Source organism: Rheinheimera sp. (genome assembly GCF_037442345.1).
GTDB lineage: Bacteria > Pseudomonadota > Gammaproteobacteria > Enterobacterales > Alteromonadaceae > Pararheinheimera.
The window spans coordinates 37,605-63,911 of sequence record NZ_JBBIQL010000021.1; the positions used below are offsets into that span (position 1 = coordinate 37,605).

The 26,307-nt window shown below is 56.0% G+C and carries 17 protein-coding genes; 10 read left to right on the top strand and 7 right to left on the bottom strand.

Annotated features, from left to right (window positions below; translation table 11 throughout):
• Positions 1-11: 11 nt before the first annotated feature.
• Together glmS and WKJ04_RS13725 are read left to right on the top strand one after the other, a co-directional pair.
• Positions 12-1,841: a glutamine--fructose-6-phosphate transaminase (isomerizing) gene (gene glmS / locus WKJ04_RS13720; RefSeq protein ID WP_337880927.1), complete on the top strand. Its 1,830-nt coding sequence runs from the start codon at positions 12-14 to the stop codon at positions 1,839-1,841.
• A gap of 110 nt (positions 1,842-1,951) precedes the next feature.
• On the top strand, positions 1,952-2,554 hold the full coding sequence (locus tag WKJ04_RS13725; RefSeq protein WP_337880928.1) for a 2Fe-2S iron-sulfur cluster-binding protein: 603 nt from the start codon (positions 1,952-1,954) through the stop codon (positions 2,552-2,554).
• Here the strand turns inward: WKJ04_RS13725 and modF are convergent.
• The 3 genes from modF to WKJ04_RS13740 all read right to left on the bottom strand — a co-directional run bounded on the left by modF (position 2,551) and on the right by WKJ04_RS13740 (position 5,895).
• Positions 2,551-4,011 (bottom strand): molybdate ABC transporter ATP-binding protein ModF, encoded by a 1,461-nt coding sequence (modF, locus tag WKJ04_RS13730; protein ID WP_337880929.1) that lies wholly within the window; start codon positions 4,009-4,011, stop codon positions 2,551-2,553. The two genes, WKJ04_RS13725 and modF, sit on opposite strands and share 4 nt — an antisense overlap.
• 16 nt (positions 4,012-4,027) lie before the next feature.
• Entirely contained in the window at positions 4,028-4,939 is a 912-nt protein-coding gene (locus WKJ04_RS13735; RefSeq protein ID WP_337880930.1) for a dienelactone hydrolase family protein, read from the bottom strand.
• Positions 4,940-5,055: 116 nt separating this feature from the next.
• Positions 5,056-5,895, bottom strand: coding sequence for a hypothetical protein (locus WKJ04_RS13740; RefSeq protein ID WP_337880931.1), 840 nt, complete (start codon positions 5,893-5,895; stop codon positions 5,056-5,058).
• Between the two features lie 429 nt (positions 5,896-6,324).
• Between WKJ04_RS13740 and WKJ04_RS13745 the strand changes: the two genes are divergently transcribed.
• Complete coding sequence (locus WKJ04_RS13745; RefSeq protein ID WP_337880932.1) at positions 6,325-6,753, top strand: DUF1801 domain-containing protein; 429 nt, start codon at positions 6,325-6,327, stop codon at positions 6,751-6,753.
• Here the strand turns inward: WKJ04_RS13745 and WKJ04_RS13750 are convergent.
• Positions 6,741-7,670, bottom strand: coding sequence for a YafY family protein (locus WKJ04_RS13750; protein WP_337880933.1), 930 nt, complete (start codon positions 7,668-7,670; stop codon positions 6,741-6,743). The genes WKJ04_RS13745 and WKJ04_RS13750 overlap by 13 nt on opposite strands.
• Positions 7,667-7,975 (bottom strand): nuclear transport factor 2 family protein, encoded by a 309-nt coding sequence (locus WKJ04_RS13755; protein WP_337880934.1) that lies wholly within the window; start codon positions 7,973-7,975, stop codon positions 7,667-7,669. The genes WKJ04_RS13750 and WKJ04_RS13755 overlap by 4 nt, the downstream gene beginning before the upstream one ends.
• A gap of 278 nt (positions 7,976-8,253) precedes the next feature.
• On the opposite strand from WKJ04_RS13755, the gene WKJ04_RS13760 reads away from it, so the two are divergent.
• The 3 genes from WKJ04_RS13760 to WKJ04_RS13770 are packed head-to-tail and all read left to right on the top strand — an operon-like array spanning position 8,254 to position 15,641.
• The gene (locus WKJ04_RS13760) at positions 8,254-9,516 is read left to right on the top strand and encodes an efflux RND transporter periplasmic adaptor subunit (protein WP_337880935.1); all 1,263 of its coding nucleotides are present in this window, start codon (positions 8,254-8,256) and stop codon (positions 9,514-9,516) included.
• 3 nt (positions 9,517-9,519) lie between these two features.
• On the top strand, positions 9,520-12,594 hold the full coding sequence (locus WKJ04_RS13765; protein WP_337880936.1) for a multidrug efflux RND transporter permease subunit: 3,075 nt from the start codon (positions 9,520-9,522) through the stop codon (positions 12,592-12,594).
• Positions 12,591-15,641 (top strand): efflux RND transporter permease subunit, encoded by a 3,051-nt coding sequence (locus WKJ04_RS13770; RefSeq protein ID WP_337880937.1) that lies wholly within the window; start codon positions 12,591-12,593, stop codon positions 15,639-15,641. The genes WKJ04_RS13765 and WKJ04_RS13770 overlap by 4 nt, the downstream gene beginning before the upstream one ends.
• Positions 15,642-15,660: 19 nt before the next feature.
• Here the strand turns inward: WKJ04_RS13770 and WKJ04_RS13775 are convergent, their stop codons facing one another.
• Positions 15,661-16,878, bottom strand: a complete 1,218-nt coding sequence (locus WKJ04_RS13775; protein ID WP_337880938.1) for a sugar MFS transporter — start codon at positions 16,876-16,878, stop codon at positions 15,661-15,663.
• Positions 16,879-16,929: 51 nt separating this feature from the next.
• The gene (locus WKJ04_RS13780) at positions 16,930-19,440 is read right to left on the bottom strand and encodes a glycoside hydrolase family 3 N-terminal domain-containing protein (protein ID WP_337880939.1); all 2,511 of its coding nucleotides are present in this window, start codon (positions 19,438-19,440) and stop codon (positions 16,930-16,932) included.
• 449 nt (positions 19,441-19,889) lie between these two features.
• Between WKJ04_RS13780 and WKJ04_RS13785 the strand changes: the two genes are divergently transcribed.
• From WKJ04_RS13785 to WKJ04_RS13800, 4 genes are all read left to right on the top strand, one after another.
• Positions 19,890-22,862: a TonB-dependent receptor gene (locus WKJ04_RS13785; RefSeq protein WP_337880940.1), complete on the top strand. Its 2,973-nt coding sequence runs from the start codon at positions 19,890-19,892 to the stop codon at positions 22,860-22,862.
• An 87-nt stretch (positions 22,863-22,949) separates the two neighbouring features.
• Positions 22,950-24,515, top strand: a complete 1,566-nt coding sequence (locus WKJ04_RS13790) for a tryptophan halogenase family protein (RefSeq protein WP_337841854.1) — start codon at positions 22,950-22,952, stop codon at positions 24,513-24,515.
• 33 nt (positions 24,516-24,548) lie between these two features.
• Positions 24,549-25,292, top strand: coding sequence for a SapC family protein (locus tag WKJ04_RS13795; RefSeq protein ID WP_337880941.1), 744 nt, complete (start codon positions 24,549-24,551; stop codon positions 25,290-25,292).
• Entirely contained in the window at positions 25,289-26,299 is a 1,011-nt protein-coding gene (locus WKJ04_RS13800; RefSeq protein ID WP_337880942.1) for a cupin-like domain-containing protein, read from the top strand. The genes WKJ04_RS13795 and WKJ04_RS13800 overlap by 4 nt, the downstream gene beginning before the upstream one ends.
• Positions 26,300-26,307 lie beyond the last annotated feature (8 nt).

Below are 26,307 nucleotides of genomic sequence, written 5' to 3' on the forward strand. Positions count from 1 at the left end.
GAGTAGAACAAATGTGTGGAATTGTAGGTGCAGTAGCACAACGTGACGTGGTCGAAATTCTGGTCGAAGGCTTACGCCGCCTGGAATACCGTGGTTATGACTCCGCTGGTGTGGCGGTGTTGGGGGCGGCCGGTGAGCTGCAGCGCGTGCGCCGTTTAGGCAAGGTCAAAGAGCTGTCTGACGCCATTAAAGCGCAGCCCATCCCGGGCGGCACCGGTATTGCGCACACCCGTTGGGCCACCCACGGTGAGCCTTCAGAGCGCAATGCCCACCCTCATGTGTCTGACAACATCTCTGTGGTGCACAACGGCATTATTGAAAACCACGGCCCGCTGCGTGAAATGCTGAAAGCCAAGGGTTATGTGTTTAACTCCGACACCGACACTGAAGTGATCGCCCACCTGGTGGAAGAAGAGCTGAAAAACACCGGTTCTTTATTAAAAGCAGTGCAAACCGCCGTCAAGCAATTCACGGGGGCCTATGGCACTGTGCTGATGGACAAAACCGACCCAAGCCATTTAGTGGTGGCACGTTCAGGCAGCCCGCTGGTGATTGGTTTTGGTATTGGCGAAAACTTTATTGCCTCTGACCAGCTGGCCTTATTGCCTGTGACCCGTCGTTTTATGTTTCTGGAAGAAGGCGACGTGGCCGAAGTCACCCGCCACAGCGTCACTGTGTACGACAAAAACGGCGTTCAGGTAGAGCGTACTGTAACGGAGTCTACCGCCAGCTATGACGCCGGTGACAAAGGCCAGTACCGCCACTTTATGCTGAAAGAAATTTACGAGCAGCCAAGTGCCATTATCAACACGCTGGAAGGCCGTTTAGGCAGCGACTCTGTGTTGGACGAAACCTTTGGTAACGGCGCGGCTGAGCTGTTCAAACAAGTTCGCCATGTGCAAATTGTTGCCTGTGGTACCTCGTACCACTCCGGTATGGTGGCCCGTTACTGGCTGGAGTCTTTAGGCGGTATTTCCTGTAACGTTGAAATTGCCTCTGAATTCCGTTACCGCAAATCTTTTGTCCAGCCGGGCAGCCTGCTGGTCAGTATTTCGCAGTCTGGCGAAACCGCCGACACCCTGGCCGCACTGCGCTTAGCCAAAGAAGCGGGTTATTTAGGCAGCCTGACTATTTGTAACGTCGCGGGTTCATCTTTGGTGCGTGAATCAGACCTGGCCTTTATGACACGTGCTGGTGCGGAAATTGGTGTGGCCTCAACCAAAGCCTTTACCACTCAGTTGGTGGGTTTAGCCATGCTGACGTTGGCCATTGGTAAATACAACGGCCTGACGGCTGCCCAGCAGCAGGACATGGTGCAGGCACTGAAATCACTGCCTGCCAAACTGGAAGAAACCTTAACCCTGGCACCAAAAATTGAAGTGCTGGCCACCGAGTTTGCCGATAAACACCACTCGCTGTTCCTTGGCCGTGGCGACCAGTACCCCATTGCAATGGAAGGCGCGCTGAAGCTCAAAGAAATTTCTTACATTCACGCTGAAGCTTATGCGGCTGGCGAGCTGAAACACGGCCCGCTGGCGCTGATTGACGCCGACATGCCCATTATTGTGGTGGCGCCAAACAACGACCTGCTGGAAAAACTGCAGAGCAACGTGGAAGAAGTGCGGGCCCGTGGTGGTATTTTGTACGTATTCGCCGACGTGGATGCCCACTTTAAATCGGACGCCACTCAGCGGGTACTGAACGTACCTCACGTGCACCCGCTGATCGCGCCTATCGTCTACACCATTCCGCTGCAGTTGCTGAGCTACTACGTCGCCATTATCAAAGGCACAGACGTCGACCAGCCACGCAACCTGGCCAAGTCGGTGACTGTTGAATAAGTTGTTGTTTTGAAAATAAAAAGGCTGGATTTTTCCAGCTTTTTTATTGCTTGTAATTCAGTGCCCGATTGGCCAAGATGGTCATTCCCCGGTTTTTTGAGTGCGCTAAGGTGATAAAAATCTCGACCAGCCAAGGGCTTGAGTTTGTGCAGCAGCATGGGCAAAGCATTCTGGATGCCAGCATTGCGGCGGGTTACCCCATTTTGCATAGCTGCCGCTCTGGCCGTTGCGGTTTATGCAAAGCCAAACTGGTGGCGGGCGACACCCAATGTTACCGGCGCGAGGCGTTGCCTGCAGCTTTGAGTCAGGGCTCTTGGATCCTGACCTGCAGCCGCAGCGCGCTGTCGGATGTTCAGCTTGACTTAGCTTCCGGCCAGCCGATGCGAATGGCCAAAGCGGTGAAACTGCCTTGTGTGATCCGTCAGCTGGCTGACCATGGCCCGGACGGGCTGCTGGTCAGCCTGCAATTGCCTTTGGTGTGCAGAACCCGTTATCAGCCCGGTCAGCGCCTTTGTGTGCTCAGTGCAGCGGGCGTTTCCGGCACTTACCAGGTGGCGGCTGTATTGCCCGAGCAACGCCAAATTCAACTGCGGCTGGCGCGGCACAGTGACAGCGCGTTACAGCACTACTGGTTTACCGAAGCCAAAGTTGACGATGTGCTGAGTGTGCTGGGCCCTCTGGCGGTGCCGGATGATGCCGCTGGTGCGGATTAAGTCTGCGCCTGATAGTGCGCCATATCCAATACCCGCTCTATGCCCGCAATTTTGTCATCCGGGTGATGGTTGACATACAACAAGGTGGTTTCGCCCTGCCGGGTTAAAATGCCCAGCAGCGCCAGCACTTTCAGCCGGTTCAGCGGGTCCAGCCCATTGCAGGGCTCATCCAGAATCAACAGGCTGGGGTGCTTCACCATAGCGCGGGCTATCAGCACCAGCCGCTGATCACCAAAAGACAACTGCTGAAACGACTGCTGCGCCTGATCGGCCAGCGCAATCAATTCCAGCCATTGCTGCGCCAGCTGCGTCTGATGCAGCGTGGGTTGTTCGTACAGGCCGATGCTGTCGTAAAAACCGGAGAGCACCACATGCAGCACCGGGCAACTGACGCGGTATTGCAGTTGCAGGCTGTTGGAGATCAGCCCTATATGTTTTTTAATATCCCAGATGCTTTCGCCCTGACCACGCTGGTAACCCACCACTTCCAGGTCATTGGTGTAACAATGCGGGTTGTCGCCCGTTACCATCGACAACAGGCAGGTTTTGCCGGAGCCATTGGGGCCGACAATCTGCCAGTGTTCGCCACGGTTTACCTGCCAGTTCAGGCCCTGAAATACCACCCGGTCATCGTAGTGCACTTTGCCGTTAAGCAGCCGCACCAGCCGCTGCTGCCCATCCGGTAAAGGCGGTGTAAAACGGTCCTGATCTTTGGCTGGTAGCTGTTTGGGTGGGTTTTGTAAGCGGCTGAGTTTGTTCAGCTCAGCCAGATCGGCCGGGTTCAGGCCATCACTCTGGTTTTGCCACACCAGCTCCCCTTGGTTCAGATACAGCAACTGCCGGGTAAAGGACGGAATTTCACTGTGGCGGTTGGTTACCAGGATCAGGGTGAACTGCTGCTGGTGCTGTGCCAGCCAGTGGCGCAAGGCGCTTTCGCTGGCGGCGTCCAGGCCGTTATAAGGTTCATCCAGAATCAAATAGTCCGGCCGCTGCAACAAAGCACGCAATAACAGCACCTTACGGCTTTCCCCAGTCGACAAGGCTAAAAAGGCGGTGTCGAGCCGAGGGCTGAACTGCAGCACAGCCGCCAGTTGATCCAACTGCTGCTCCAGTTCCCTGGTCCACGGGCTGAATTCGCGTTGGATCAGTTCGCGGGCACTGCTGGGGGTGGGCAGTACGTCCAGAATATCGGCGTCGTCTTTGCGTTTTTCGGCGTCAATCAGCGCTTTTTGTTGCTCAGTGCTGACCCAGGCCACTTTAAGGCTGGCAGCGGCTGGCCGCTGAAACTCGCCGCGCAGGCACTGGCCTTCGCCGGCCAGAATGGCCGCCAGGGCGGATTTGCCACTGCCATTTAGCCCCAGCAGCACTGTGTGCTGGCCGGGGGCGATCGTCAACTGCTGCAGCTGCATCCGGTAGTCTTTACCCAGTAAAAATTCACAGTGCCGCACACTAAACATCGGTGTTCCTGCAACTTCAGCTTAAATGCTGTTTAAAAAAGGCGAGGGTGCGCTGCCAGGCCAGTTCGGCTGCGGCCTGGTGGTAACGAGGTGTGGTGTCGTTATGAAAGCCGTGTTGGGTGTCCGGGTAGGTGTAGCTGACCGCATTTTTGCCGGCCGCTTTCAGCGCTGCATCATAAGCGGCTGCCCCGGCATTCACCCGTTCATCCTGTTCGGCATAGTGAATTAACAAGGGTGCCTGAATGGCGGCGACCTGGTCGGCGTCGGCCTGGCGGCCATAAAAAGGCACTGCGGCTTTCAGTTCTGGCAACTGGGTGGCCAGGTAATTGGCCATACCGCCGCCATAACAAAAGCCGGTTACGCCCAGTTTGCCATTGCCCTGCGGCCAGCTTTGCATCGCCTTGGCCACCGCAATAAAGTCTTGTTTGGTTTTGTCCTGATCCAGCGTGCCAAACATGCCTCTGGCTTTGTCTTCGTCGCCTGGGTACCCCCCCAGTGGAAACAAGGCATCCGGTGCAAAGGCAATAAAACCTTCCAGCGCCAGCCGGCGGGTGACATCTTCAATATGGGGGTTTAAGCCCCGGTTTTCATGCACCACCAGCACCAGCGGGCGTTTTGCGCCATCCTTGTCGGCCGCTTTCGGCTGAGCCAGATAACCGCGCACAGTGCCGTAGCCGGCGGGTGAAGGCAGCTCCAGGTAACGGCAGGACAGCGCCGGGTCGTCCGGACTGATTTGCTGACCAAAGGCATAATCGGGCTGCAGCGCTTCCAGTATGCTCAGCGCTGTAACACCCGCCACTGCATAGCGCGCCACGCCACTGAGAAAATCGCGGCGGCTGATATCGCCATGCACATACTGATCAAAGAGTTTTAACGTCTGAGGTGAAAAATCGGCAGCGGTTTTACGGGTTTTGGGTTGGTCAGCCATGATGTCTTCCTGCTGTGAATGGGTGGCTGTTTTTTATACAGCAAGATGTCATCTGCCGCCTAGTCCGGCATGACGAAACTACAACAGAAGCCGCTCAAGTGCAGTTCATTGTTTGGTTAGTCTGTCTGCGGCATGGCCTGCGAAAATACCTTCAGAAGTTCAGGTTGCAACAGCGCAAAATCGTCCGGGCTGAAAAACTGCCGGTGCAATGCCAGCACATCGGCCTGATACGAGGCGTCGGCCATTTTCTGGTCTATCCACTGAATCATTTGCAGGCCAAGCGCACTTTTATTGCAGGCCAGGTAACCACGCACCAATGGCTGGTCAGTCAATTCATGGGTGTAGAGTTTAGGTGCATCCGGCACGTTCTGCAGGCTACGCAGGGTGATGGCGGCAAATTCCAGGACGGCATCCAGTCGCTTCTTACTGAGCATCAGAGCCAGGCTCTGGGCTGCTTCGTTGCCACTGCGCAGAAAAAACTGTGTGGGGTGCTGAGCAATCAGCCGGTCCAATCCGGCGCCATAACTACGGCCGCTGATCACCCCTATTTTCAGCTCTGGCTGTTGTTGCAGCAATACGGCTAAATCCACCGGAGGCTGACCCAGCTGCCGGGCGCTAATCAGTTGCAGTGGCGGATAAATGGTGGTGGGTAAGCGGGCGAAATACAAAAATTGCTCGCGTTGTGGTGTTCTGATTTTGCTCAGTGCACAGTAATTGCCAGGTTGTTTCAGCATTTGCCAGGTGCGTAAGTCACTGAGCTGCATCGGTTGAATCTGCAGTTCAGGCGCGGCACTCTGGCTCAGCCGCTTCAGTATTAAAGTTTCCACATTGATGCGCTCTGCATCAGACTGCGGCAGATGATTTTCCAGCAATAACATTAATTGCGGCGCTGCTGTGGCCGGCTGGCTACACAACACAAGGATAAACACCAATGGCCAACAACAAAGACGCAGCATAGCTACTCCGGTCTTGAGGCTTCTTTGAGTGTTCTAAAGTAACGTAAAAAAACGGCTGGTGCATCATCAGCCTGAGTTGAAAGCCACCAGTGCAGGATAAAGTGCGACCTGCAGAGTCTTTTTGCCGGGATGGGGTCTGGTTGCGACAATATGTCACATCGCGTCTTGCACACTGGCGGCTTATGCTGAATACGGGTTCACTGCAGGTCTGGCGACAGGCAGTGGTATCCTCTGTATAAATTGCCTTTGGCTGCCTGTTCCGGCAGCCATTTTTTTGTTTTCCAGATTATTCAGCGCCATTAATGCTATGGTAATCAGGGCGTGTTGAACTTCGCTCCCCGTTTCGCGTTCAGAACGCCGCCAGAGCGAACAACATGTAATCTCGAAACGTCAACAAGCCCTAATCACCTGAATAACCATGAGTTATCTATGGCAGAAAATAAAACACAGCCGACCGATGTGGCGGTGGCTGATTACCTGGCCGCTATTGAAAAACCAGCCCGACGTGCCGACTGCGGGCAGCTGGTGCAACTGATGCAGCAGGTTGTTGGCGAAGCCCCGGTCATGTGGGGCCCCAGCATTGTTGGCTTTGGCCGTTACCATTACAAATACGCCTCAGGCCGTGAAGGCGATATGTGTCTGATTGGTTTTGCCAACCGACAGGCCGAAATCAGCCTCTATGTGCTGAGCTGTGGCGAGACAGACCCACAGCAGGAGCTGCTGTTAAGTCAACTCGGCAAGTTTCGCAAAACGGTGGCTTGCATCTACATTAAAAAGCTGGCCGATATAGACCTGGCGGTACTGGAGCAATTAATCCGCTATTCGATGCAGCAGACCCGGCAGCGTTATCCAGAATAAAGCTGTAGCAACTGCTGGCTTTGCTGACGGATTTCGTCGATCAGTTGTTGAGGTTGCTGCACTGTGGCGCTGGTGCCGAACGACAATAACCAGCTGGCAAGGCTGCGCCAGTCGCTGCTGTGCAGTTCCAGCAGCATATGATCGGCCTGCTGGCTTTCCGTACCAAAACCCTGCCACCATTCACGTTTGGCGCGGTCAGCGGCGGCAGGTTCGAACCGGATCAGGGCACACAACTCTGGTGCCGGTACACAGCTTTGCAAAAACTGCTGCGCCGAGAAGTCGGGTCGGGTGGCTATTTTTTCCGGTAACAATTCCAGCTGACCAATCCGGTCTGTGCGAAAATCCCGCCAGTCCTGCCGCAACCTGCACCAGCCAATAAAGTGCCAGCGGCCGAGGTAATAAATCAGTCCGGCCGGTTCTACCTCACGTTCACTCTGTTGCCAGCTGGCATCCTGATACTGCAGCCGTACCAGCTGCTGATGGGTAATGGCCCGTTGCAATAAGGTCAGATCGGCGGCGGCTGGCTGAGTGCTCAGAGGGGCCGCCATGGCACGAACCAGATGCTGCAATCTGTCTTTGCTGTCATTGGGCAATACGGCTTTGATTTTATCCAATGCACTTTGCATCAGCTGGGTGTAGCCCGGGCTGGTCATACGCTGCGCCAGCAGCAAACCTGTGCTCAGTGCCATGGCTTCCTGCTCGGAGAAATTGACCGGCGGCAGCAGATAACCTTTCATCAGCCGGTAGCCGCAGCCAGCTTCGGCCAGCACCGGCACACCAGCTTCGGCCAGCGCCGCCATATCGCGGTAAATGGTGCGCACACTGAGGCCAAAATGCTCCGCCATCAGCTCGGCTGTGGCACTGCGGCGGCTTTGTAAAAACAGGATAAGCGCCAACAGGCGGTCAACACGATTCAAGCGGTGGCTCCTGCTTCGATAATCAACCTGCTGATTTTGCCATCCTGCAGCGCAAACACATAGCGCCACAACTGCTGACCGGCTTTGGCCTGCACCAGGGTCTGGCCGGCCTGCTCTGCTGCGGCAATCAGTTGCAGCTCAAGTGGGTGTTGCAGTTGCCAGCGCTGAATATCGGCACAGCCGACCCAGATTTGGTTCTGATACAACAATACGGCTTCGGGATCAAAACACGACAACAGTGCTTCGGTATCGTGACGGCTGAAGGCTTGCCAGTAATTGGCAATAGTGGGGTTCAGGCTGATCATTGTGCTCTCCTGCATCGTAAATCAGAGGCAGCATAAGGCAGCAGACTGACAACCTTATGTCAGGAGGAAAAGAGTAACAGCTGTTATTTTTCAGTCACTCAGCGCCGGCTTGATGGCCTGCGCTGGCAGGGAGAGCGGCTTTTGGTCGCTACAGAAAAGCGTCTGGCCGAATGTCAGTACATCTTTACTTAATATTGACACTTGCTTCGTTGAGGCTGCCAGCACTCTGCATTAGAGTACGCTCAGAAAAATTTAAGCCGCTTTACAGGAATCAAATTATGTTCAACGGGAAAAAGCCTTTGGTGCTGGCCGTAGTGGTCGCTTTAGCCGCAGGTGCTGCGTATTACTTCTGGCCTGCGGCCGACAACGCGGCGGGAGCTCAGGCCGGACAACGACCAGGCCCTGGCGGCCAACGTCCAGCTGGAGGTCCGCGTGCCGGAGGCCCTGCTGCCGCGATGAATCCCTGGACTATGCCGGTGCCGGTGCGGGTGGTTACAGCACAAAGCAGCGATTTAAAAGTACAACTGAAAGCCATTGGTACGGTGACACCGCTGAACACAGTGCTGGTACAAAGCCGGGTGGCTGGTCCTTTGGCTGAAGTGCTGTTTAGGGAAGGCCAGTTTGTCGAAAAGGGCCAGCTGTTGGCGAAGATTGACCCGGCCGAATACCAGGTGGCATTGGATCAGGCCATAGGCCAGAAAGAACAGAACCTGGCGCAGTTAAAAAGTGCCGAACAGGATTTAGCGCGCTTCGCCAAACTAAAAGAACAAAACACCATAGCCCAGCAGCAATACAACCAGCAGCAGGCGTTGGTGAATCAGTTGAAAGGGGCGTTGAAATCAAACCAGGCCTCTATTGATGCGGCGCGGTTACAGTTGTCGTACACCCACATTCATGCCCCCATCAGTGGCCGTCTGGGTCTGCGCCAGGTGGACGCCGGTAACCTGGTGCAGGCCAACAGCAGCACAGGGCTGGTCAGCATTACCCAGACTTCCCCTATAGCTGTGGTTTTTACCATTCCTGAAACCCAGTTGCAGATGGTGCTGGACGCCGTGCGAGCCGGTGAAATTCTCAGTGTTGAAGCCTGGGACAGAGCTGAACAACTGATGCTGGCCAAAGGCAGCCTGACCACGCTGGACAACCAGATTGATACCAGCACTGGTACCCTGAAACTGAAAGCTGAATTCAGCAACAGTGCCCAGGAGCTGTTCCCGAACCAGTTTGTCAATGTGCGGCTGAATGTGGCTGAACGCAAAGGTGCCGTCACTATCCCGCAGGACGCTGTGCAATACGGTTCTGCAGGCACTTATGTTTATATGATTGAAGAGAACAAAGCGCAGGTGCGCAACCTGGTGCTGGGGGCTGTCGACAATGGCCTGATTGAAATCAGGCAGGGCCTGCAAGCCGGTGAGCAGGTGGTACTGGAAGGTTTAGACCGTTTGCGCCCTGGCCGCGAAGTGGAAGTGCTGGTGCGGGATCAGCAAGCGGTGGAGCCGGAGAACAAAGCACCACAACAGCCCGCGCAACGACCAAAGGCTTAAGCGATGAACCTGTCCAAACCCTTTATTCTGCGCCCTGTCGCCACATCCTTGCTGATGCTGGCGATACTGGTGGCTGGTATTCTGAGCTGGCGTTTGTTGCCGGTGGCTGCTCTGCCGCAGGTGGATTACCCCATTATTCAGGTCTTTACCTTTAACCCCGGTGCCAGTCCGGACATTATGGCCCGCACCGTCACAGCACCGCTGGAACGGCGGCTGGGGCAAATTCCCGGCCTGAAACAAATGTCATCCAACAGTGCGGCCGGCAGCTCGGTGATCACGCTGCAGTTTGCGCTGGTGGTGGACATGGGCGTGGCGGAGCAGGAAGTGCAGGCGGCTATAAATACCGCGTCCTCCCTGTTGCCCAACGACTTACCGACACCGCCCATTTACCGCAAGGTGAACCCGGCCGACGCGCCTATTCTGACCTTGGCCATCAGCTCTGACACCCTGCCACTGCCGACAGTCTATGATCTGGTCGACACCCGTATGGCGCAGAAACTGGCGCAGTTGTCCGGGGTCGGTATGGTCAGCCTGGCCGGCGGTCAAAGGCCCGCCATCCGGGTGAAAGCTAACCCGGCGGCGCTGGCGAATTTAAACCTGAGTATGGAAACCTTACGCAGCGCCATCGCTTCGGCCAACACCAACCAGCCGAAAGGCAGTTTTGACGGCCCCTTCCGTTCCACCATGCTCGATGCCAATGACCAAATCCGTGACATTGCCGAATACCGTGAGCTGATTGTGGCCTACCGCAATGGGGCGCCGGTACGGCTGCAGGATGTGGCAAGCGTGGAAAATGGCGCGGAAGACCGCTTTTTAGCGGCCTGGGCCAATAGCAGCCCGGCTGTGCTGGTGAATATTCAGCGCCAGCCCGGAGCCAATGTGATAGACGTCGCAGACCGGGTTCAGGAACTGTTGCCCCAGCTGACGGCGACCTTGCCAGCCGCCGTGAATGTGCAGGTGCTGACTGACCGTACCCAAAGCATCCGGGCTTCGGTGCGCGATGTGCAGGAAGAGCTGGTGTTTGCAATTGGCCTGGTGGTCTTTGTCACCTTCCTGTTTTTACGCACAGTTCCGGCCACTATTATCCCGAGTTTAGCGGTGCCGCTGTCGCTGGTCGGCACTTTTGCGGTGATGGTGTTTCTCGATTTCTCGGTGAACAACCTGACGTTGATGGCGCTGACCATTGCCACAGGTTTTGTGGTGGACGACGCCATCGTCATGCTGGAAAACATTGCGCGCCACCGGGAAGAAGGGGATTCGGCGCTGGAAGCCGCACTCAAAGGTGCCAAAGAAATTGGTTTTACCCTGGTGTCGCTGACCGTGTCACTGATTGCGGTATTGATCCCGCTGCTGTTTATGGCCGATGTGGTTGGTCGCTTATTCTTTGAGTTTGCCGTGACCCTGGCGGTGGCTATTGCCATCTCGCTGGTGGTGTCTTTGACTCTGACCCCAATGCTTTGTGCCCGCCTGCTGAAAAGCCTGCCCAAACATGAGGAGCAAAATGGCCTGATGGACAAAGTGATCCGCCGCTACGGGGAGTGGCTGCAGTGGGTGCTGCAGCACCAGCGGCTGGCAATGCTGGCGATGCTGGGCACAGTGGCGCTGACGGCGCTGATGTATCTGGCCGTACCCAAAGGCTTTTTCCCGGTGCAGGACAGTGGGGTGATCCAGGTGGTCACCGAAGCGCCGCAGGATATTTCTTTCCAGGCCATGGCAAAACGCCAGCAGCAACTGGCGGACCGTATTCTGCAGCACCCGGATGTGGCCAGCCTGTCGTCATTTATTGGGGTCGACGGCAGCAATAGCAGCATCAACAGCGGCCGTATTCTGGTGAATCTGAAATCGCATGACGAACGCAAGCTGTCGGCGCTGGAGATTATCCGCCAGCTGGAGCAGCAGGTGACGGCGGTGCCGGGCATTAAAGGCTGGTTCCAGCCGGTGCAGGAAATCAGCATTGAAGACCGCGTCAGCCGTACCCAATACCAGTTCAGCCTGACCACACCTGAGCAGGACACTCTGAACAGCTGGTTGCCGGATCTCGTCTCGGCGCTGCAACAGCGGCCAGAGCTGTCGGAAGTGGCGCACGACCTGCAGCAACAGGGGCTGCAGGCCTATATCGACATTGACCGTACCGCGGCGGCGCGCCTGGGTATTGATGTGTCGGATATCAGCGCTGTGCTGCAAAGTGCTTACAGCCAGCGTCAGATCAGCACCTTGTTTACCCAGGCCAACCAGTACCGCATTATTCTGGAAGTAGACCCGGCCCAGGTGCATGGTCTGGACGCCTTTGACAAGCTGTACCTGACGTCCGCATCCGGCGTTTCGGTGCCACTGTCGGCTGTGGCCACAGTGTCGCAGCGGCCAGCCAAACTGCTGATTAACCATCAGGGTCAGTTCCCGTCGGTCACTTTGTCGTTCAACCTGGGCGAAGGCTATTCATTGGGCGAAGCTGTGGCGGCTATTGAAGAAGTGCAGCAACAACTGCAGATGCCAGCCGAAGTGGAACTGACTTTCCAGGGGGCTGCTGAAGCTTTCCGCGCCTCATTGAGCAATACCTTATGGCTGATCCTGGCCGCGGTGCTGACCATGTACATTGTGCTGGGTATTCTGTACGAAAGCCTGATCCACCCTGTGACCATTCTGTCGACTTTGCCTTCAGCCACTGTGGGGGCTTTGGCGGCTTTGCTGCTGACCGGGCAACCGCTGGATTTAATTGCGGTGATAGGCATAGTGCTGCTGATTGGTCTGGTGAAGAAAAACGGCATTATGATGGTCGATTTCGCGCTGGACGCGCAGCGTAATCAGGGCATGAGTCCGCGGGATGCCATTTATCAGGCGGCGCTGCTGCGGTTCCGGCCTATTCTGATGACGACTCTGGCCGCGCTGTTTGGTGCCATTCCATTACTGTTGGCCAGTGGCTCAGGTGCGGAGCTGCGTCAGCCTTTGGGCCTGGTGATGGTGGGTGGTCTGCTGGTCAGCCAGGTGCTGACGTTGTTCACCACCCCTGTGGTTTACCTTTGGTTTGACCGTCATTTCAGCCGCGATGCCAAAGTGCAGCAGAGGACGGCTGAAGCATGAGTCTGGCCGCCCCTTTTATCGAACGCCCGGTCGCCAGCGGCCTGATCGCCACCGCCATTTTACTGCTGGGTTTGCTCTGCTGGCGTTTATTGCCGGTTGCCCCCCTGCCTGCGGTGGATTTCCCGATGATCGTGGTGACCGCCAACCTGCCGGGCGCCAGCCCTGAGAGTATGGCGGCTACTGTGGCGACGCCACTGGAGCGGGCTTTGGGCAGTATTGCCGGGGTGCAGCGCATGGGGTCAAGCAGCAACCAGGGCTCGACGCAGATCCGGCTGGAGTTTGAGCTGGATCGCAATGTGGATGAAGCCGCCCGTGAAGTGCAGGCGGCCATTAACTCGGCGCGCAGCCAGCTGCCCTCGGGCATGACCAGCAACCCGACCTACCGCAAAATGAACCCCTCGTCCGCACCTGTGATGGCGCTGGCATTGAGCTCCAATACGGTGCCTGGCAGTCAGTTATACGACACAGCGTCGACCATACTGGCGCAAAAACTGGCAACTATTCAGGGGGTGGGGGAAGTGGCCGTCTCCGGTTCGTCTTTGCCTGCAGTGCGGGTGCAGCTGAACCCCGGTATGCTGGCGCAGTATGGGGTGGCGCTGGATGAAGTGCGCAGTGCACTGAGCAGTGCCAATGCCAATGTGCCGTTGGGCGTGCTGGAACAAGGCGATCTGCGCTGGCAGATTGCGACCAGCGAAACCATGCGTCGAGCCAAAGATTACACCGACTTAGTGGTGAAGTATGTCAATGACGCACCTATTCGTTTGTCGGATATTGCGCTGGTGACAGATTCCACCGAAAACCGCTACAGCGCAGGCTTTCACAATGACAAAGATGCGGTGATCCTGCTGGTCAGCCGCCGCAGTGGTGCCAATATTGTCGAAACCATCGACCTGATTTACAGCCAGATGCCGCAATTGCAGGCGCTGGTGCCGGATGGCGCCAGCCTGACGGTGGTGATGGACCGCAGCCCTGGCATTCGCGCCACCTTAAATGAAGCCCAGTTCACGCTGTTGATTGCCGTGGGCCTGGTGGTGCTGGTGGTCTGGCTGTTTTTGGGCCAGCTGCGCAGTGCCCTGATCCCCAGCCTGGCCATTCCGGTGTCGTTAATCGGTGCTTTTGCTGTGATGTATTTGTGCGATTTTTCGCTGAATAACCTGTCGGTGATGGCGCTGATTGTGGCCACTGGCCTGGTGGTGGATGACGCCATAGTGGTGGTGGAAAACATCAAGCGCCATATTGAACGTGGTTTGTCGCCACTGGCAGCGGCCCGCCAGGGGGCTGCCGAAGTCAGCGCCACTCTGCTGGCAATGAACCTGGCGCTGGTGGTGATTTTCCTGTCCCTGCTCTTTATGGGCGGCCTGGTCGAACGGCTGTTCCGCGAGTTCTCTATTACGCTGGCCGCCGCTATGGTGATCAGCCTGCTGGTGTCGCTGACCTTAACCCCCAGTTTGTCGGCGCTGATCCTGAAAGCGGACCGGGCAGACCCAGCCCAACCCGGCTTTTTTGACCGGATGCAGCAGCAGTACCAGTCCAGTGTGGCCTGGAGTCTGCAGCATTACCGCTGGGTATTGCTGGTGCTGGCATTGCTGATGGCGGCCACCGGCTGGCTCTACAGCAAAGTGCCGACCGGTTTGTTACCTGAGCAGGACACAGGCCAGCTGAATGGCTTTGTCCGCGGCGATGACGGCATGTCATTCCAGATCATGCAGCCGAAGATTGAAGCCTTCCGTCAGCATATTCTGAAAGACCCGGCCGTGGCCGATGTGACAGGGTCCAGCGGCGGCGATATGGGCATCAGCAACAGCTGGATGCGGGTGCGGCTCAAACCTTTGGCCGAGCGGAAAATTTCGGCTCAGGCTGTGGTGGACCGGCTGCGGATGACCGCCCCCAAGGTACCGGGGGGCATCATGTTTATGGGCGTCGATCAGGATATCCGTTTGTCGTCCCCCTTCAGTCGCAGCGACTATGAAGTGTTGTTGCTGGCCGACGATATCAAGCTGCTGAAAACCTGGAGTAAAAAGGTGGCAGAACGGCTGCAGGAGCTGCCGGAACTGACGGATGTCGACACCCCAAGTGGCGACGACACCCAGCAAATTGAGCTGACCATTGACCGTGAAGCGGCACAGCGGTTGGGGGTCGATATGCGCACTGTGGCCACCTTGCTGAATAACAGTTTTTCGCAGCGCCAGGTGGCCACTATGTATGACGAGCTGAACCAGTACAAAGTGGTGATGGAGCTGACGCCGGGCTATACAGCCCAGCCTGAAGTGTTGCAGCAGCTGCAGCTCATCACCGCTGCCGGGGAACGGGTGCCACTGGCGGCTATTGCCAGTTACCAGTACGGCATGTCGAATGACCGCATCCGCCATGACGGTCAGTTTGCTTCGCAGGGGATAGGCTATGCCCTGGCGCCCGGTGTGTCAGCACAGCAGGCGGATGCGGCTATTGAGCGGGTGCTGGCTGAAGTGATGGTGCCAACCGAAGTGATCACCCAAAACGGTGCCAGTCAGAATAACGCCATGTTCAGCACCGGTAGCCCGGCCTGGCTGATAGTGGCAGTGGTGCTGACGGTATATCTGCTGCTGGGGGTCTTGTATGAAAGCACCATTCAGCCGCTGATCATTCTGTCCACCTTGCCTTGTGCCGGTTTAGGCGCCTTGCTGGCGTTGTACTTCAGCAACACAGACCTCAGCCTGATTGCATTGCTGGGGCTGTTTTTGCTGATTGGTATTGTGGTGAAAAATGCAATATTGCTGGTCGATTTTGCGTTGCAGGCAGAGCGTCAGCAGGGGCTGAGCCCGCAACAGGCGGTGGTTCAGGCGGCAGCCCAGCGCTTAAGGCCTATTCTGATGACCAACTTTGCCGCCATTCTGGGTGCTGTGCCTTTGTTGTTTGGCATGGGCGAAGGCTCAGAGCTGCGCCAGCCGCTGGGTATTACCATAGTGGGGGGCCTGGTGGTCAGTCAGTTACTGACGCTGTACAGCACTCCGGCTGTGTACCTGGCGCTGGCAAGGTTCAGGCCTGCCTCCAGATTGGGGTCAGAGTAGTACTCTGACCCCAATCACATTATTCCACTCTGCTGCCTTTCAGACCAAACCAGGCGATATAGCCGTAGCAGGCGGCCGGTAACAGGAAGGACAAGGTCAGACCAAACTGATCGGCCAGCATCCCCTGAGCCACGGGCACTATGGCACCTCCCACTATGGCCAGACATAACAAACCGGCACCTTGGCTGGTGTGTTGTTTCAGGCCTTGCAAAGCCAGACTGAAAATGGTCGGAAACATAATGGAATTGGCCAGGCCCACCGCCAGAATGGCCCAGAGTGCCAGTTGCCCTGTGCTGCCCATCGCCAGCAAAATCAGCGCTGAGGCAGCGACTGCATGCACAGCCAGCAACAAACCGGCCGAAATACGTTGCATCAGGGCAGCACCGATAAAGCGGCCAAGCATGGCGCCTCCCCAGTACCAGGCCACATAATGGGCGGCATCAGCCTCAGCCAAAGCCAGCACATGTTCGCTGCCAATAAAATTCACCAAAGTGGAGCCGATAGCGACTTCGGCACCCACATACATAAAAATGCCAACCGCCCCCAACCATAAATGCCGGTAGGGTTTCAGCGCTGACAACGACACAGAATCCGCTGCTTTTTCCTGCTGCACCACAGGCAGGTTCAGCCGCGAAAAGACCAACGCCACCACAAAGAGGGCGCCGGTCAGCAGCAAATAAGGCAGTTGCACTGAATGCGCGGTGTCGCTGCTGTCCAGCGTGCCTAAGATCAGTGAAGCGCCAAACAGTGGCGCCAGCGTGGTGCCCAGTGAGTTAAAGGCCTGGGTCATGGTCAGGCGGCTGGACGCCGTACGTTCAGGGCCCAGAATGGTTACGTAAGGGTTGGCGGCCACCTGCAAAATGGTGATACCGGACGCCATCACAAAAAGTGCGGCCAGAAACCAGGGGTAGCTGTGAAACTGTGCGGCCGGAATAAAATTCAGCGTGCCCACACCGGCAATGAGTAAGCCAAGCACTATGCCTTTTTGGTAACCCACTTTGTTAATCAGCGCACCAGCCGGTAACGACACCAGAAAATAGGCGGTAAAAAAACAAAACTGGATCAGCATGGCCTGGGTGTAGTTCAGGTCAAACACCGCTTTTAAATGCGGGATCAAAATATCGTTCAGGCAGGTAATAAAGCCCCAGATAAAAAATAAAAAGGTCAGGCTGGGTAAAGCCCAGCTGCTCAGGTTTGGCTGGCCAGTCTGGCTGGCCGTGGTCGATACTGTGTTCATCCCAATGTACTCAATAAAAGGGGCGGCCAGGCCGCCCGTTCAGGGGTTTAGTTACTTGGCTGTGCAGTCTGTTGCGGCCGCAGGAACCAGGCGGATATTGGCAATTTTGGCTTGCCATGCTCCGCTGCTTTGCAGGCTAAACGGCTGCTCCAGGTGATTCAGCGCGGCACCGGCGTCTGCCAGGCAGGCTAAATTCACTGTGATGCTGTGCCATTCACCGGCCGTTTGACTGCTCAGTTGCGGCACTAAATCCACGGCGCCACCACAGCCACTGCCACAAGAAGCGCCCAGCATCACCGGGGCCGTTGGTGCTGCAGCCCAATTCAAATGAAACTGCAGCTGCTGGTAGCCTGAGGCATCAAAGGGGCGGGCAGCTTGCAACACCAAAGCGGCTTTGGAGCCTTCCGACCAATTGAGTTGCAGCGCATCTTCCTGTTTTTGCCAGTTCACCGCGGCCAGCTTCAGGCTGCCATCGGCACTTTGCACTTTGTTGGCATTGACCAGCACGGACGCGGTGGCATCGGCCAGATGCAGATTCAGGCCATTGGCAGCCCGGCGTTCAAACAGGGCGAAGCTGCCTTGAGCTGACTGCTGACCTGCTGCCTGCTCTGGCAATTCCGGCACCAGCACCTTGTCCAGTACGCTCAGGCCATAACCCAAAGCAAACAAGGGATCATAACCGGCATCACCCTGGTTCAGTGGCTGCGAGTCGGCTGTTTTGGGCCAGGAGAACGACAGTTTACCTTTGAAGTCCTGCTGCACTTTGCCTTCGGCATCCCGCAGTAACAGGTCGGCCATAGCTCCGGCTGAGGTGCCAGGCAGCCAGGCGGCGACAAAGGCATCAGACGCATTCAGTTCCGGGTTTACCCACAGCGGGCGGCCGGACAAAAACACAGTCACCACCGGAATACCGGCGGCTTTCAGTCGTTTCAGCAGCGCTTCGTCGCTGTTTTTACCGGCCTGGTAATCCAGGCTTGGCGTGTCGCCGTCAAACTCGGCATAAGGGTTTTCGCCTATCACCACCACGGCCACGTCCGGCTTGTCTTTAAAGCGGCCGTCGCTACTGTGCTCGACCGAGCCACCAGCGGCCTGCACCTGGGCAGCAATACCGGCATAAATACTCTGGCCTTGTGGGAAGTCGGCATTGCTGGTGCCAGTGCCTTGCCAGGTCACGGTCCAGCCGCCGCTTTGTTTGGCAATAGAATCGGCGCCGTCACCTGTGACCAGAATGCGTTGTTTCGGGTTCAGAGGTAACAGCTGTCCATTATTTTTCAGCAGCACCAGCGACTCCCGCACCGCCTGAGCAGCCAATGCCTGATGCTCAGCGGCTCCGATCACTTCTTGTTTGCCTGCAAATGGGTTGCCAGCCGGGCCCTGATAGTTATCCAGCAGGCCAGCCCGTTGTTTCACCCGCAAGATACGGCGCACTGCATCGTCCAGCCGTTCTGCACTGATGTCACCGGCTTTGGCCTGCGCCAGGGTGTTGTGGTACAAGTCTTTCCAGTGCTCTGGCACCATCAGAATATCGACACCGGCGTTAATGGCGGCGGCACAGCTTTGGTTGGTGCAGCCTGGCACCTGGCCGTGACCGTTCCAGTCGCCCACCACCACACCATCAAAACCCAAACGTTTTTTCAGCACCTCGGTCAGCAGGTAGCCATTGCCATGCATTTTTTCGCCATTCCAGCTGCTGAACGATGCCATCACGGTTTGTACGCCAGCGTCCAGGCTGCTGAAATAACCCTGCGCATGCAGGTCAATCAGTTGTTGTTCGGTGATCTCTGCATTGCCCTGATCCTTACCACCGCTGGTGCCGCCGTCGGCCAGATAATGTTTGGCGGTGGCAATGACACGGCCCGGCGCCAGAAACTCAGGCCCGACAGGCCCCTGCAAACCTTTGACCAGGGCAGCGCCCAGGCTTTTTACAATGGCCGGGTCTTCCGAATAACTTTCATAGCTGCGGCCCCAGCGGTCATCACGGGCAACGGCCACAGTGGGGGCAAACACCCAGTGAATACCGGTGGCGGCCACTTCTTCGGCTGTGGCTTTACCAATAGCTTCGACCAGGGCCGGGTTATTGGCGGCACCCAGACCAATATTGTGCGGAAACACTGTGGCACCGCGCACATTGTTATGGCCATGCACCGCATCCGTCCCCCAGATCGGTGGAATGCTGCTGCCATCCTGGCTGGCATCGACACCAGCTTCATGCAGCTGCTGAGCTAAGGCCAGCCAGTCGGAGGCGCTGGCCGCTTTGTTGTCGTTCGGGTAAGCGCCACCGCCATTCAGGTAAGAACCAAAGCCATAAGTGCGCATATCCTCCAGCGTCATCCAGCGGATATCTGGCTGGATCAGCTGCGCTACCTTTTGCTCTATGGTCATGTTCTGGAGCAACTGACTGAGTTGCTGTTCTTTTTCGGCCACAACGGGCAGAGGGCTTTGCAGTTCTGGCCATAAGGAGCCGGAGCCAGCCGCTGCGGCCTGTTCCGGGCCGCCCTGTGGTGGTGTGCAGGCCGTCAGAGCCAAAGCTACAGCTGCGGCTAAAGGATAAAGTCGGTGCATCTTTTGCTGTCCTGTTGTCCTGATCAGTGGGGAGCTGACCATTGATCTGATCCGCCGGTGAAGGTGCTGTGCCTTCTCTGCCAGCTTTTAGTTTTTGAAAACGCTTTCATAAATAGCTGAAAACTGTCGTTGTGCCAATGATTTTTTCCACAGTCCTGCTGGAGGGGAGAAAATTCTGTCTGGCGGATCTTGTTGGAATCCTCTGCAATACAGGCTGGTTACTACTGGGTGTGTTAATGGTATCTTTATGAAAAACATCAATAATTCAGGAATTTTCCTGATTGTTTTATGTTATTTTTTAATCAATTTATTTTTATTATATTGACGGTTTAGAAAATTTAACCTAATTTCTGAAAGCGCTTTCAGAAGTGCGCTGTTTGCTAATGGTGCAAGCACCTGTGCAAACCCGACAAACAACGAAACTAAGCACAGTCGACAGGGAAACATTCATGAACTCGAAAACCTTTACCAAAACCAGGCTGGCGACCAGCTTGTCTTTGGTGCTCGGTGTTGGGGCATTGGCACCTGCCTATGCAGCTGATGATCAGGCTGCGTCCAAAAAAGATGAAAACGTAGAAGTTATAGCTGTCACGGGGATCCGTGGCAGTCTGATTAAATCTATGGACACCAAACGGTCATCCACAGGCATTGTGGATGCCATTTCGGCCGAAGATATAGGTAAATTTCCGGATACCAACTTAGCGGAATCCTTGCAGCGGATCAGTGGTGTATCGATTGACCGCGTTAACGGCGAAGGCAGTAAAGTGTCGGTCCGCGGTTTTGGGCCGGATTTTAACCTGGTCACCTTAAATGGCCGTCAGATGCCGGTCACCACAGGCTCCCGCTCTTTTGATTTCGCCAATATTGCTTCTGATCTGATCAGCGGCGTGGAAGTGAACAAAACCAGTCAGGCCAAACACGCCACTGGGGGTATTGGTTCAACCATCGATATCCTGACCTTAAAACCTCTGACTGTGGGTTCACAAAAAGCCACAGTCAATGTGGCTATGGTGGATGATCAGTCCACGGAAACAGGCTCAGCCACCCCTGAATTGTCGGGTTTGTATTCCAGCCGTACCGACGATGGCAAATTTGGTGTGCTGATTGCCGCCAGTTACCAGGAACGTGAAAGTGGCAACCAGCAGGCCAATGTGGGTACTGGCTGGCGCAGTTTTGCCGGTACAGCAGACGATGACTGGGCCGGTGGCACCGGTGCCTGGGGGGGCGTGCCTCAGGGCGGTCAGGTCAACCGTCCTGGTCCGGATGATGTGTACTCAGTCCCACAAACCACCATCTACAAATTTGAAGAACAGCAACGTGAACGGACCAACGGCCAGTTGGTGCTGCAATATGCGCCTACCGACAATCTGACCGCCAGCCTGGATTACACCTATATGCGCAATGACATCGATACCCAGTATCACGATGTCTCTGCCTGGTTTACCTTTGTGCCGTCACAGAACATCTGGACGGACGGTCCGGTGTCTTCTCCACTGTTGTACTCTGAAACCTATGCCACACCACAGGATTTATCCATGGGGGCTGGCGACTTCGGTGTACGCAATCAAAGCAACTCAGTGGGCTTTAATCTGGACTGGCAGGCCACGGACAACCTGAATCTGACCTTCGACGCGCACAAATCCAGTGCTGAATTTAAACCCAACCACGAGTTTGGTTCCAACAACACCCTGAGTATGGCCGGTTTCGTCCGTACCAGTGCGGGGACCGACTTTACCGGTGATCTGCCCATTCTGGCGGTGGGTGGTGGTAACTCAGTGCAGCCGTCCGATATGCGCGTCACAGGCAGTGTATTTGGTAACGCCCGCAACAGATCGGAAATTGACCAGTACCAGCTGCGCGGTGAATACGTGCTGGACGATGCTGGCAGTATCGATTTCGGTATAGCGCTGACAGACGTCGATAACCACTCCCAATCCGTCAACGTGCAACGGAATGACTGGGGTGGCGTAGGCGCCGCTGGCGATTTCGAAGATTCCTGGTTCCCGGTTGAAACCATTCACGACAAATTCAAAGCCAATGGTGGCGATTTCTCCATTGCCTCTGGCCGCAGCTTTGAAGTGCTGAACAAAATGTTCTTCTGGGATTTCAACAACGTCCGTAACAGAGCCGAGCAGCTGTACACGCCAGCCGGTTACACAGGTGGCGGTGATTGTGGCACCGATTTCTGCCCGTCCACTGACTATGCCCGTGATACCGACCGCTACACCATGGAAGAGTCACAGGCCTTGTACCTGCAGTACAACTATGAAAACGAGTGGGCAGGCCGTCCTTACGATGTGCATGTCGGTGTGCGTTATGAAAAAACTGATGTGACGTCCACCTCAGCTGTGTCGTCTTACGACGGCGCCAACTGGATTGCCGATACTGAAATTGCACTGGTCGCAACCGGTGAGCGTGAGTTCCAGACCCAAACAGGGGACTACGACTATGTGCTGCCTAACTTCAATTTTAATATTGAAGTGGTGGATGACGTGATGGCGCGTTTCGCTTATAGCGAAACCATAGGCCGTCCGGACTATGTGTCCATTCAGGGGGGGACAGTGGTTGGTACGCTGGCCAACCGTGCCGGTGGTAGCGGCTCTTCAGGCAACCCAAGCCTGTTACCGCTGGAATCGGAAAACATCGATCTGTCGCTGGAATGGTACTACGCACCGTCGAGTTATGCGTCTGTCGGTTATTTCCGCAAAGACACCAAAAACTTTATCAGCAACACAGTGGTGGATTCGACCATTTACAGCATTCCAAACCCTGCGGACGGTAAAAAATACCGTGAAGCCCTGGCTGCGGTAGGCCCGGATGCGGCGGCTATCCGTAACTGGATTTTTGCCAACTATGGCTCAGATCCAAGTGTGGACGTGGCGGGCAAAGTGATCTCCGGTGTGGCCGGTGAAGACGAGCTGATGATCTTCAAAATTAATACACCGTCCAACGGTGCTGATTCTGAAGTAATCGACGGTCTGGAATTTGCGGTTCAGCACGCTTTTGGTGAAACCGGTTTTGGTGTGTTAGCCAACTACACCATGGTGGACAGTGGCCGTACCTATGACAACTACCTGTTGGTTGACCAGCCAGCCCTGATCGGTCTGAGCGACACCGCCAACCTGGTGGTTTTCTATGAAAACTACGGCTTCCAGGCCCGGGTGGCGTACAACTGGCGTGACGAGTTCCTGAACTCGCGTGGTCAGGACACTGGCGCGAACCCACGGTACACTGAGGCTTATTCGCAGATTGACGCTTCTGTCAGCTACGACATTCCTCAGGTGGATGGCTTGACTCTGTATCTGGAAGCTCTGAATATCACGGACGAGTACACCAGGGTGCATGGTCGTGCCAAAGAGCAAGTGCTGAGCCTGGTGGAAACAGGCCCGCGCTACAGCTTTGGTGCCCGCTATACCTTCTAATCACTGAAGGTGGACAGAGGGTGGTAAAAACGCCACCCTCTTATTCATCCTGCCGGGATCCGGTTTTGTTGTTCAACAGGCTCTGCTATGAATACAGCACTACAACAGATTGTCATTGTCGGAGGCGGCGCCGCAGGCTGGCTGACGGCTTCGTTATTGGCAGCTGAGCTGAATTATGATCAGGGCAAACCTTTGGCGCAGGCCAAAGTTCAGATCAGCTTGATTGAATCACCGGACGTGCAAATTATTGGTGTGGGTGAAGGCACCTGGCCTTCAATGCGCCATACCTTAGAAAAAATCGGCCTGTCCGAAACCGAATTTTTAATCGCCTGTGAAGCCAGCTTTAAGCAAGGCTCCGAATTTTATGACTGGCATGGCGCCGGGCAGGGTTATTACCTGCACCCCTTTACCTTGCCAGCCGGCTACCCTGAGATCAATCTGGCGCCTTATTGGCTGCCCTTTGCCAGCGAAGTCAGTTTTGCCGAAGCTGTCTGTCCGCAGCAACAGCTGGTCAGATTGGGGCTGGCGCCCAAACAAATCAGCACGGCCCAATACAGCTTTATCAACAATTACGGCTACCACTTAAATGCCGGCAAATTCACCCAATTGTTGCAACAGCATGCCACCAGCAAGCTGGGTGTGGTGTACAGGCCATTGCATATTGAAGCGGTGGAAAACCACGCCGATGGCCGGATTGCCGCTGTGGTGGGGTCCAACGGCGAGCGTATTGCCGGGGATTTATTTGTCGATTGTTCGGGTCAGCCGTCTTTGTTGCTGGGGCAACATTTGCAGGTGCCCTGGATCAGCCAGCAGCATATTCTGTTTAATGACAGTGCTTTGGCTATTCAGGTGCCTTATGCCCAACCAGACAGCCCAATGGCCAGTTGCACCAAAGCCACAGCCCAGCCAGCGGGCTGGGTGTGGGATATTGCGCTGCCAAGCCGCCGTGGCATCGGCCATGTGTTTTCATCAGCGCACTGCAGCGAAGCTCAGGCGCGGCAGCATTTAAACTCGTATTTGGCGGCACAGCCGGATTTGGCCGCCGCCAACGCAGAGGACGCGCGTTTACTGCGTTTTGAGCCGGGTTACCGCGCCCGTTGTTTTGAGAAAAACTGTGTCGCCATTGGTATGGCCGCCGGTTTTATCGAACCGCTGGAAGCGTCAGCGCTGGCGTTGGTGGAGTGGACAGCCAAAAGCCTGGCGGCCTTGCTGCCGGGGGATATCGGCCTGTTGCCGGTGATGGCGGCGCGGCTGAATGCAGGTTTCAGCCAGCATTGGCAGCAAATTGTCGAATTCCTCAAATTGCACTATGTACTGAGCCGCCGGGCCGACCATGACTACTGGTTGATGCACCGCGAACGCCACAGTATTCCGGACTCGCTGCAACAGCTGCTGCAGCTGTGGAAACACCAGCCGCCTATGCCTGCCGATATCCGTCAGGCTGATCAGCTGTTTCCGGCCGCCAGTTATCAGTATGTGGTGATGGGCATGGGGCTGGACTGCCACTATGCCAATGACAAAATCTCGATGCAGCAAAAGGCGCGGCAGTATTTTCAGGACAATCAGAAAAAAACCGCCGCCATGCGTCAGGCGCTGCCCGGCAACAGAGAACTATTAGAAAAAATTCACAGGTACGGCTTACCAACCCTTTAAGCCAGCCGCAGAGCAGAACAACAGGAGATTTTGATGCCAAATCATGTATTACTGAGCAGTGTCGATCATAAAGACTTAAAAGTGATTAAAGACCGCGGTGCCGCCTATGGCGACAACCAGTGGTTTGCGCTGACTTTCCCGAAAGAATTCCGCACTGTGCAGGGCTATTACCCGATTTTTTTCCATAAAGACCCACACACAGGTCAGTTTTTCCCTGTGGCGTTATTTGGCTTTCAGCACCAGGAAAACCTGTTTTTACAACACAACAACTGGCAGGACAGCTACATTCCGCTCAGTGTGCGTCGCCAGCCCTTTTTAATTGGGCAGCAGAAAGTGACGGAAGAGGGTGTGGAGCAAATTCACCGGGTGCTGCATATCGACCTGGATCATCCGCGCGTCAGCCAGACCGAAGGCGAAGCGCTGTTCCTGCCTTATGGTGGCAATTCGGCTTACCTGGATGAAATGGCCAGCCTGATGGAAACCCTGCATCTGGGCATGGACGACGCCCGCCGTTTTGTTGACCAGCTGCTGGCGCTGCAATTGCTGGAGCCATTTACCATGGAAGTGAAGCTGGACGACGGTCAACCCCGCCAATTGGTCGGCTTCTACACCATTCATGAAGAAAAGCTGGCCGCGCTGAGTGCTGAGCAACTGGCGGCGCTGCAACAGCAGGGGTACCTGCAGGCCATTTACATGGCGCTGGCGTCTCAGACCCAGGTGATGAAGCTGTTAAAGCTGAAAAACCTGCAGCAGAAAAACAACGGGCAGGCCGCATGAGCATCAGGCCGGTCCGGCGCATTGCAGGCGTTTCAGCGGACGAGCTGAGTGCTTTGTTGCAGGACGCCAGCGAACCTCTGGTGCTGGCTGGCTTTTGCGCCCACTGGCCGCTGGTGCAGTTAGGGCTGCAGTCGGCAGAGGCGGCGCTGGGTTTTATTGCAGGCTGCAGCAGTGGTGAGCCAGTGGCGGTGGCGGCGCTGGCCAAAGAAGCGCAGGGCCGGGTGTTTTATAACGCCGACCAGACAGGTTTTAACTACAGCGGTGGCCGGGTTAGTTTTCACGAATTTTGTCAGCAGTTGCTGGCGCTGGCCGCAGCGCCGGATGGCCGCTGCCTCTATATGGGCTCGACCGAAGTCAGCCGCTGGTTTCCGGGCGTGCTGGCACAGCACCAGCTGCCACTGAGCGACTGGCAGCCGCTGACCAGCCTGTGGATTGGCAATCAGGCCCAGATTGCGGCGCATTATGACTTTCCGCATAACCTGGCCTGCAACCTGGTGGGGCAACGCGAGTTTCTGCTGTTTCCGCCGCAGCAGGTGGCGAATTTATACCCTGGCCCTATGGAGTTTGCCCCCGGGGGGCAGGACATCAGCATGGTGGATTTTAACCAGCCCGACTTTGAGCGTTTTCCCAAAGCGCGTGAAGCGCTGCAAGCGGCGCAGCTGGCACGGCTGGAACCGGGCGACCTGTTGTTTATTCCCAGCATGTGGTGGCATCAGGTGACAGGCAAGGCTGATGTTAATGTACTGCTGACCCATTGGTGGCGCGACACGCCGGGCTATTTAGGCCGGCCAAACAATGCGCTGCTGGCGGCCGTACTGGGTATTCGCAGTTTGCCCAAGGCGCAGCGGCAGGCCTGGCAGGCGCTGTTTGAGTATTACGTTTTTGAACACGACGAGGTGGACCAGCAACAGATCAGCCCGCAGGCGCTGGGCATGCTGGAAAAACCCTTACCCGAACTGGAAGCACGCAAACTGCGGGCTGACTTACAGAATAAACTGAAACGCTGAAGCGTTCG

What these genes read in the sequence shown, in the direction of transcription:
- glmS (WP_337880927.1), top strand. Translation starts at nt 12, where the DNA reads ATGTGTGGAATTGTAGGTGCAGTAGCACAACGTGACGTGGTCGAAATT.
- modF (WP_337880929.1), bottom strand. Translation starts at nt 4,011, where the DNA reads ATGTTTAGTGTGCGGCACTGTGAATTTTTACTGGGTAAAGACTACCGG.
- WKJ04_RS13735 (WP_337880930.1), bottom strand. Translation starts at nt 4,939, where the DNA reads ATGGCTGACCAACCCAAAACCCGTAAAACCGCTGCCGATTTTTCACCT.
- WKJ04_RS13740 (WP_337880931.1), bottom strand. Translation starts at nt 5,895, where the DNA reads ATGCTGCGTCTTTGTTGTTGGCCATTGGTGTTTATCCTTGTGTTGTGT.
- WKJ04_RS13745 (WP_337880932.1), top strand. Translation starts at nt 6,325, where the DNA reads ATGGCAGAAAATAAAACACAGCCGACCGATGTGGCGGTGGCTGATTAC.
- WKJ04_RS13755 (WP_337880934.1), bottom strand. Translation starts at nt 7,975, where the DNA reads ATGATCAGCCTGAACCCCACTATTGCCAATTACTGGCAAGCCTTCAGC.
- WKJ04_RS13760 (WP_337880935.1), top strand. Translation starts at nt 8,254, where the DNA reads ATGTTCAACGGGAAAAAGCCTTTGGTGCTGGCCGTAGTGGTCGCTTTA.
- WKJ04_RS13765 (WP_337880936.1), top strand. Translation starts at nt 9,520, where the DNA reads ATGAACCTGTCCAAACCCTTTATTCTGCGCCCTGTCGCCACATCCTTG.
- WKJ04_RS13770 (WP_337880937.1), top strand. Translation starts at nt 12,591, where the DNA reads ATGAGTCTGGCCGCCCCTTTTATCGAACGCCCGGTCGCCAGCGGCCTG.
- WKJ04_RS13775 (WP_337880938.1), bottom strand. Translation starts at nt 16,878, where the DNA reads ATGAACACAGTATCGACCACGGCCAGCCAGACTGGCCAGCCAAACCTG.
- WKJ04_RS13780 (WP_337880939.1), bottom strand. Translation starts at nt 19,440, where the DNA reads ATGCACCGACTTTATCCTTTAGCCGCAGCTGTAGCTTTGGCTCTGACG.
- WKJ04_RS13785 (WP_337880940.1), top strand. Translation starts at nt 19,890, where the DNA reads ATGAACTCGAAAACCTTTACCAAAACCAGGCTGGCGACCAGCTTGTCT.
- WKJ04_RS13790 (WP_337841854.1), top strand. Translation starts at nt 22,950, where the DNA reads ATGAATACAGCACTACAACAGATTGTCATTGTCGGAGGCGGCGCCGCA.
- WKJ04_RS13795 (WP_337880941.1), top strand. Translation starts at nt 24,549, where the DNA reads ATGCCAAATCATGTATTACTGAGCAGTGTCGATCATAAAGACTTAAAA.
- WKJ04_RS13800 (WP_337880942.1), top strand. Translation starts at nt 25,289, where the DNA reads ATGAGCATCAGGCCGGTCCGGCGCATTGCAGGCGTTTCAGCGGACGAG.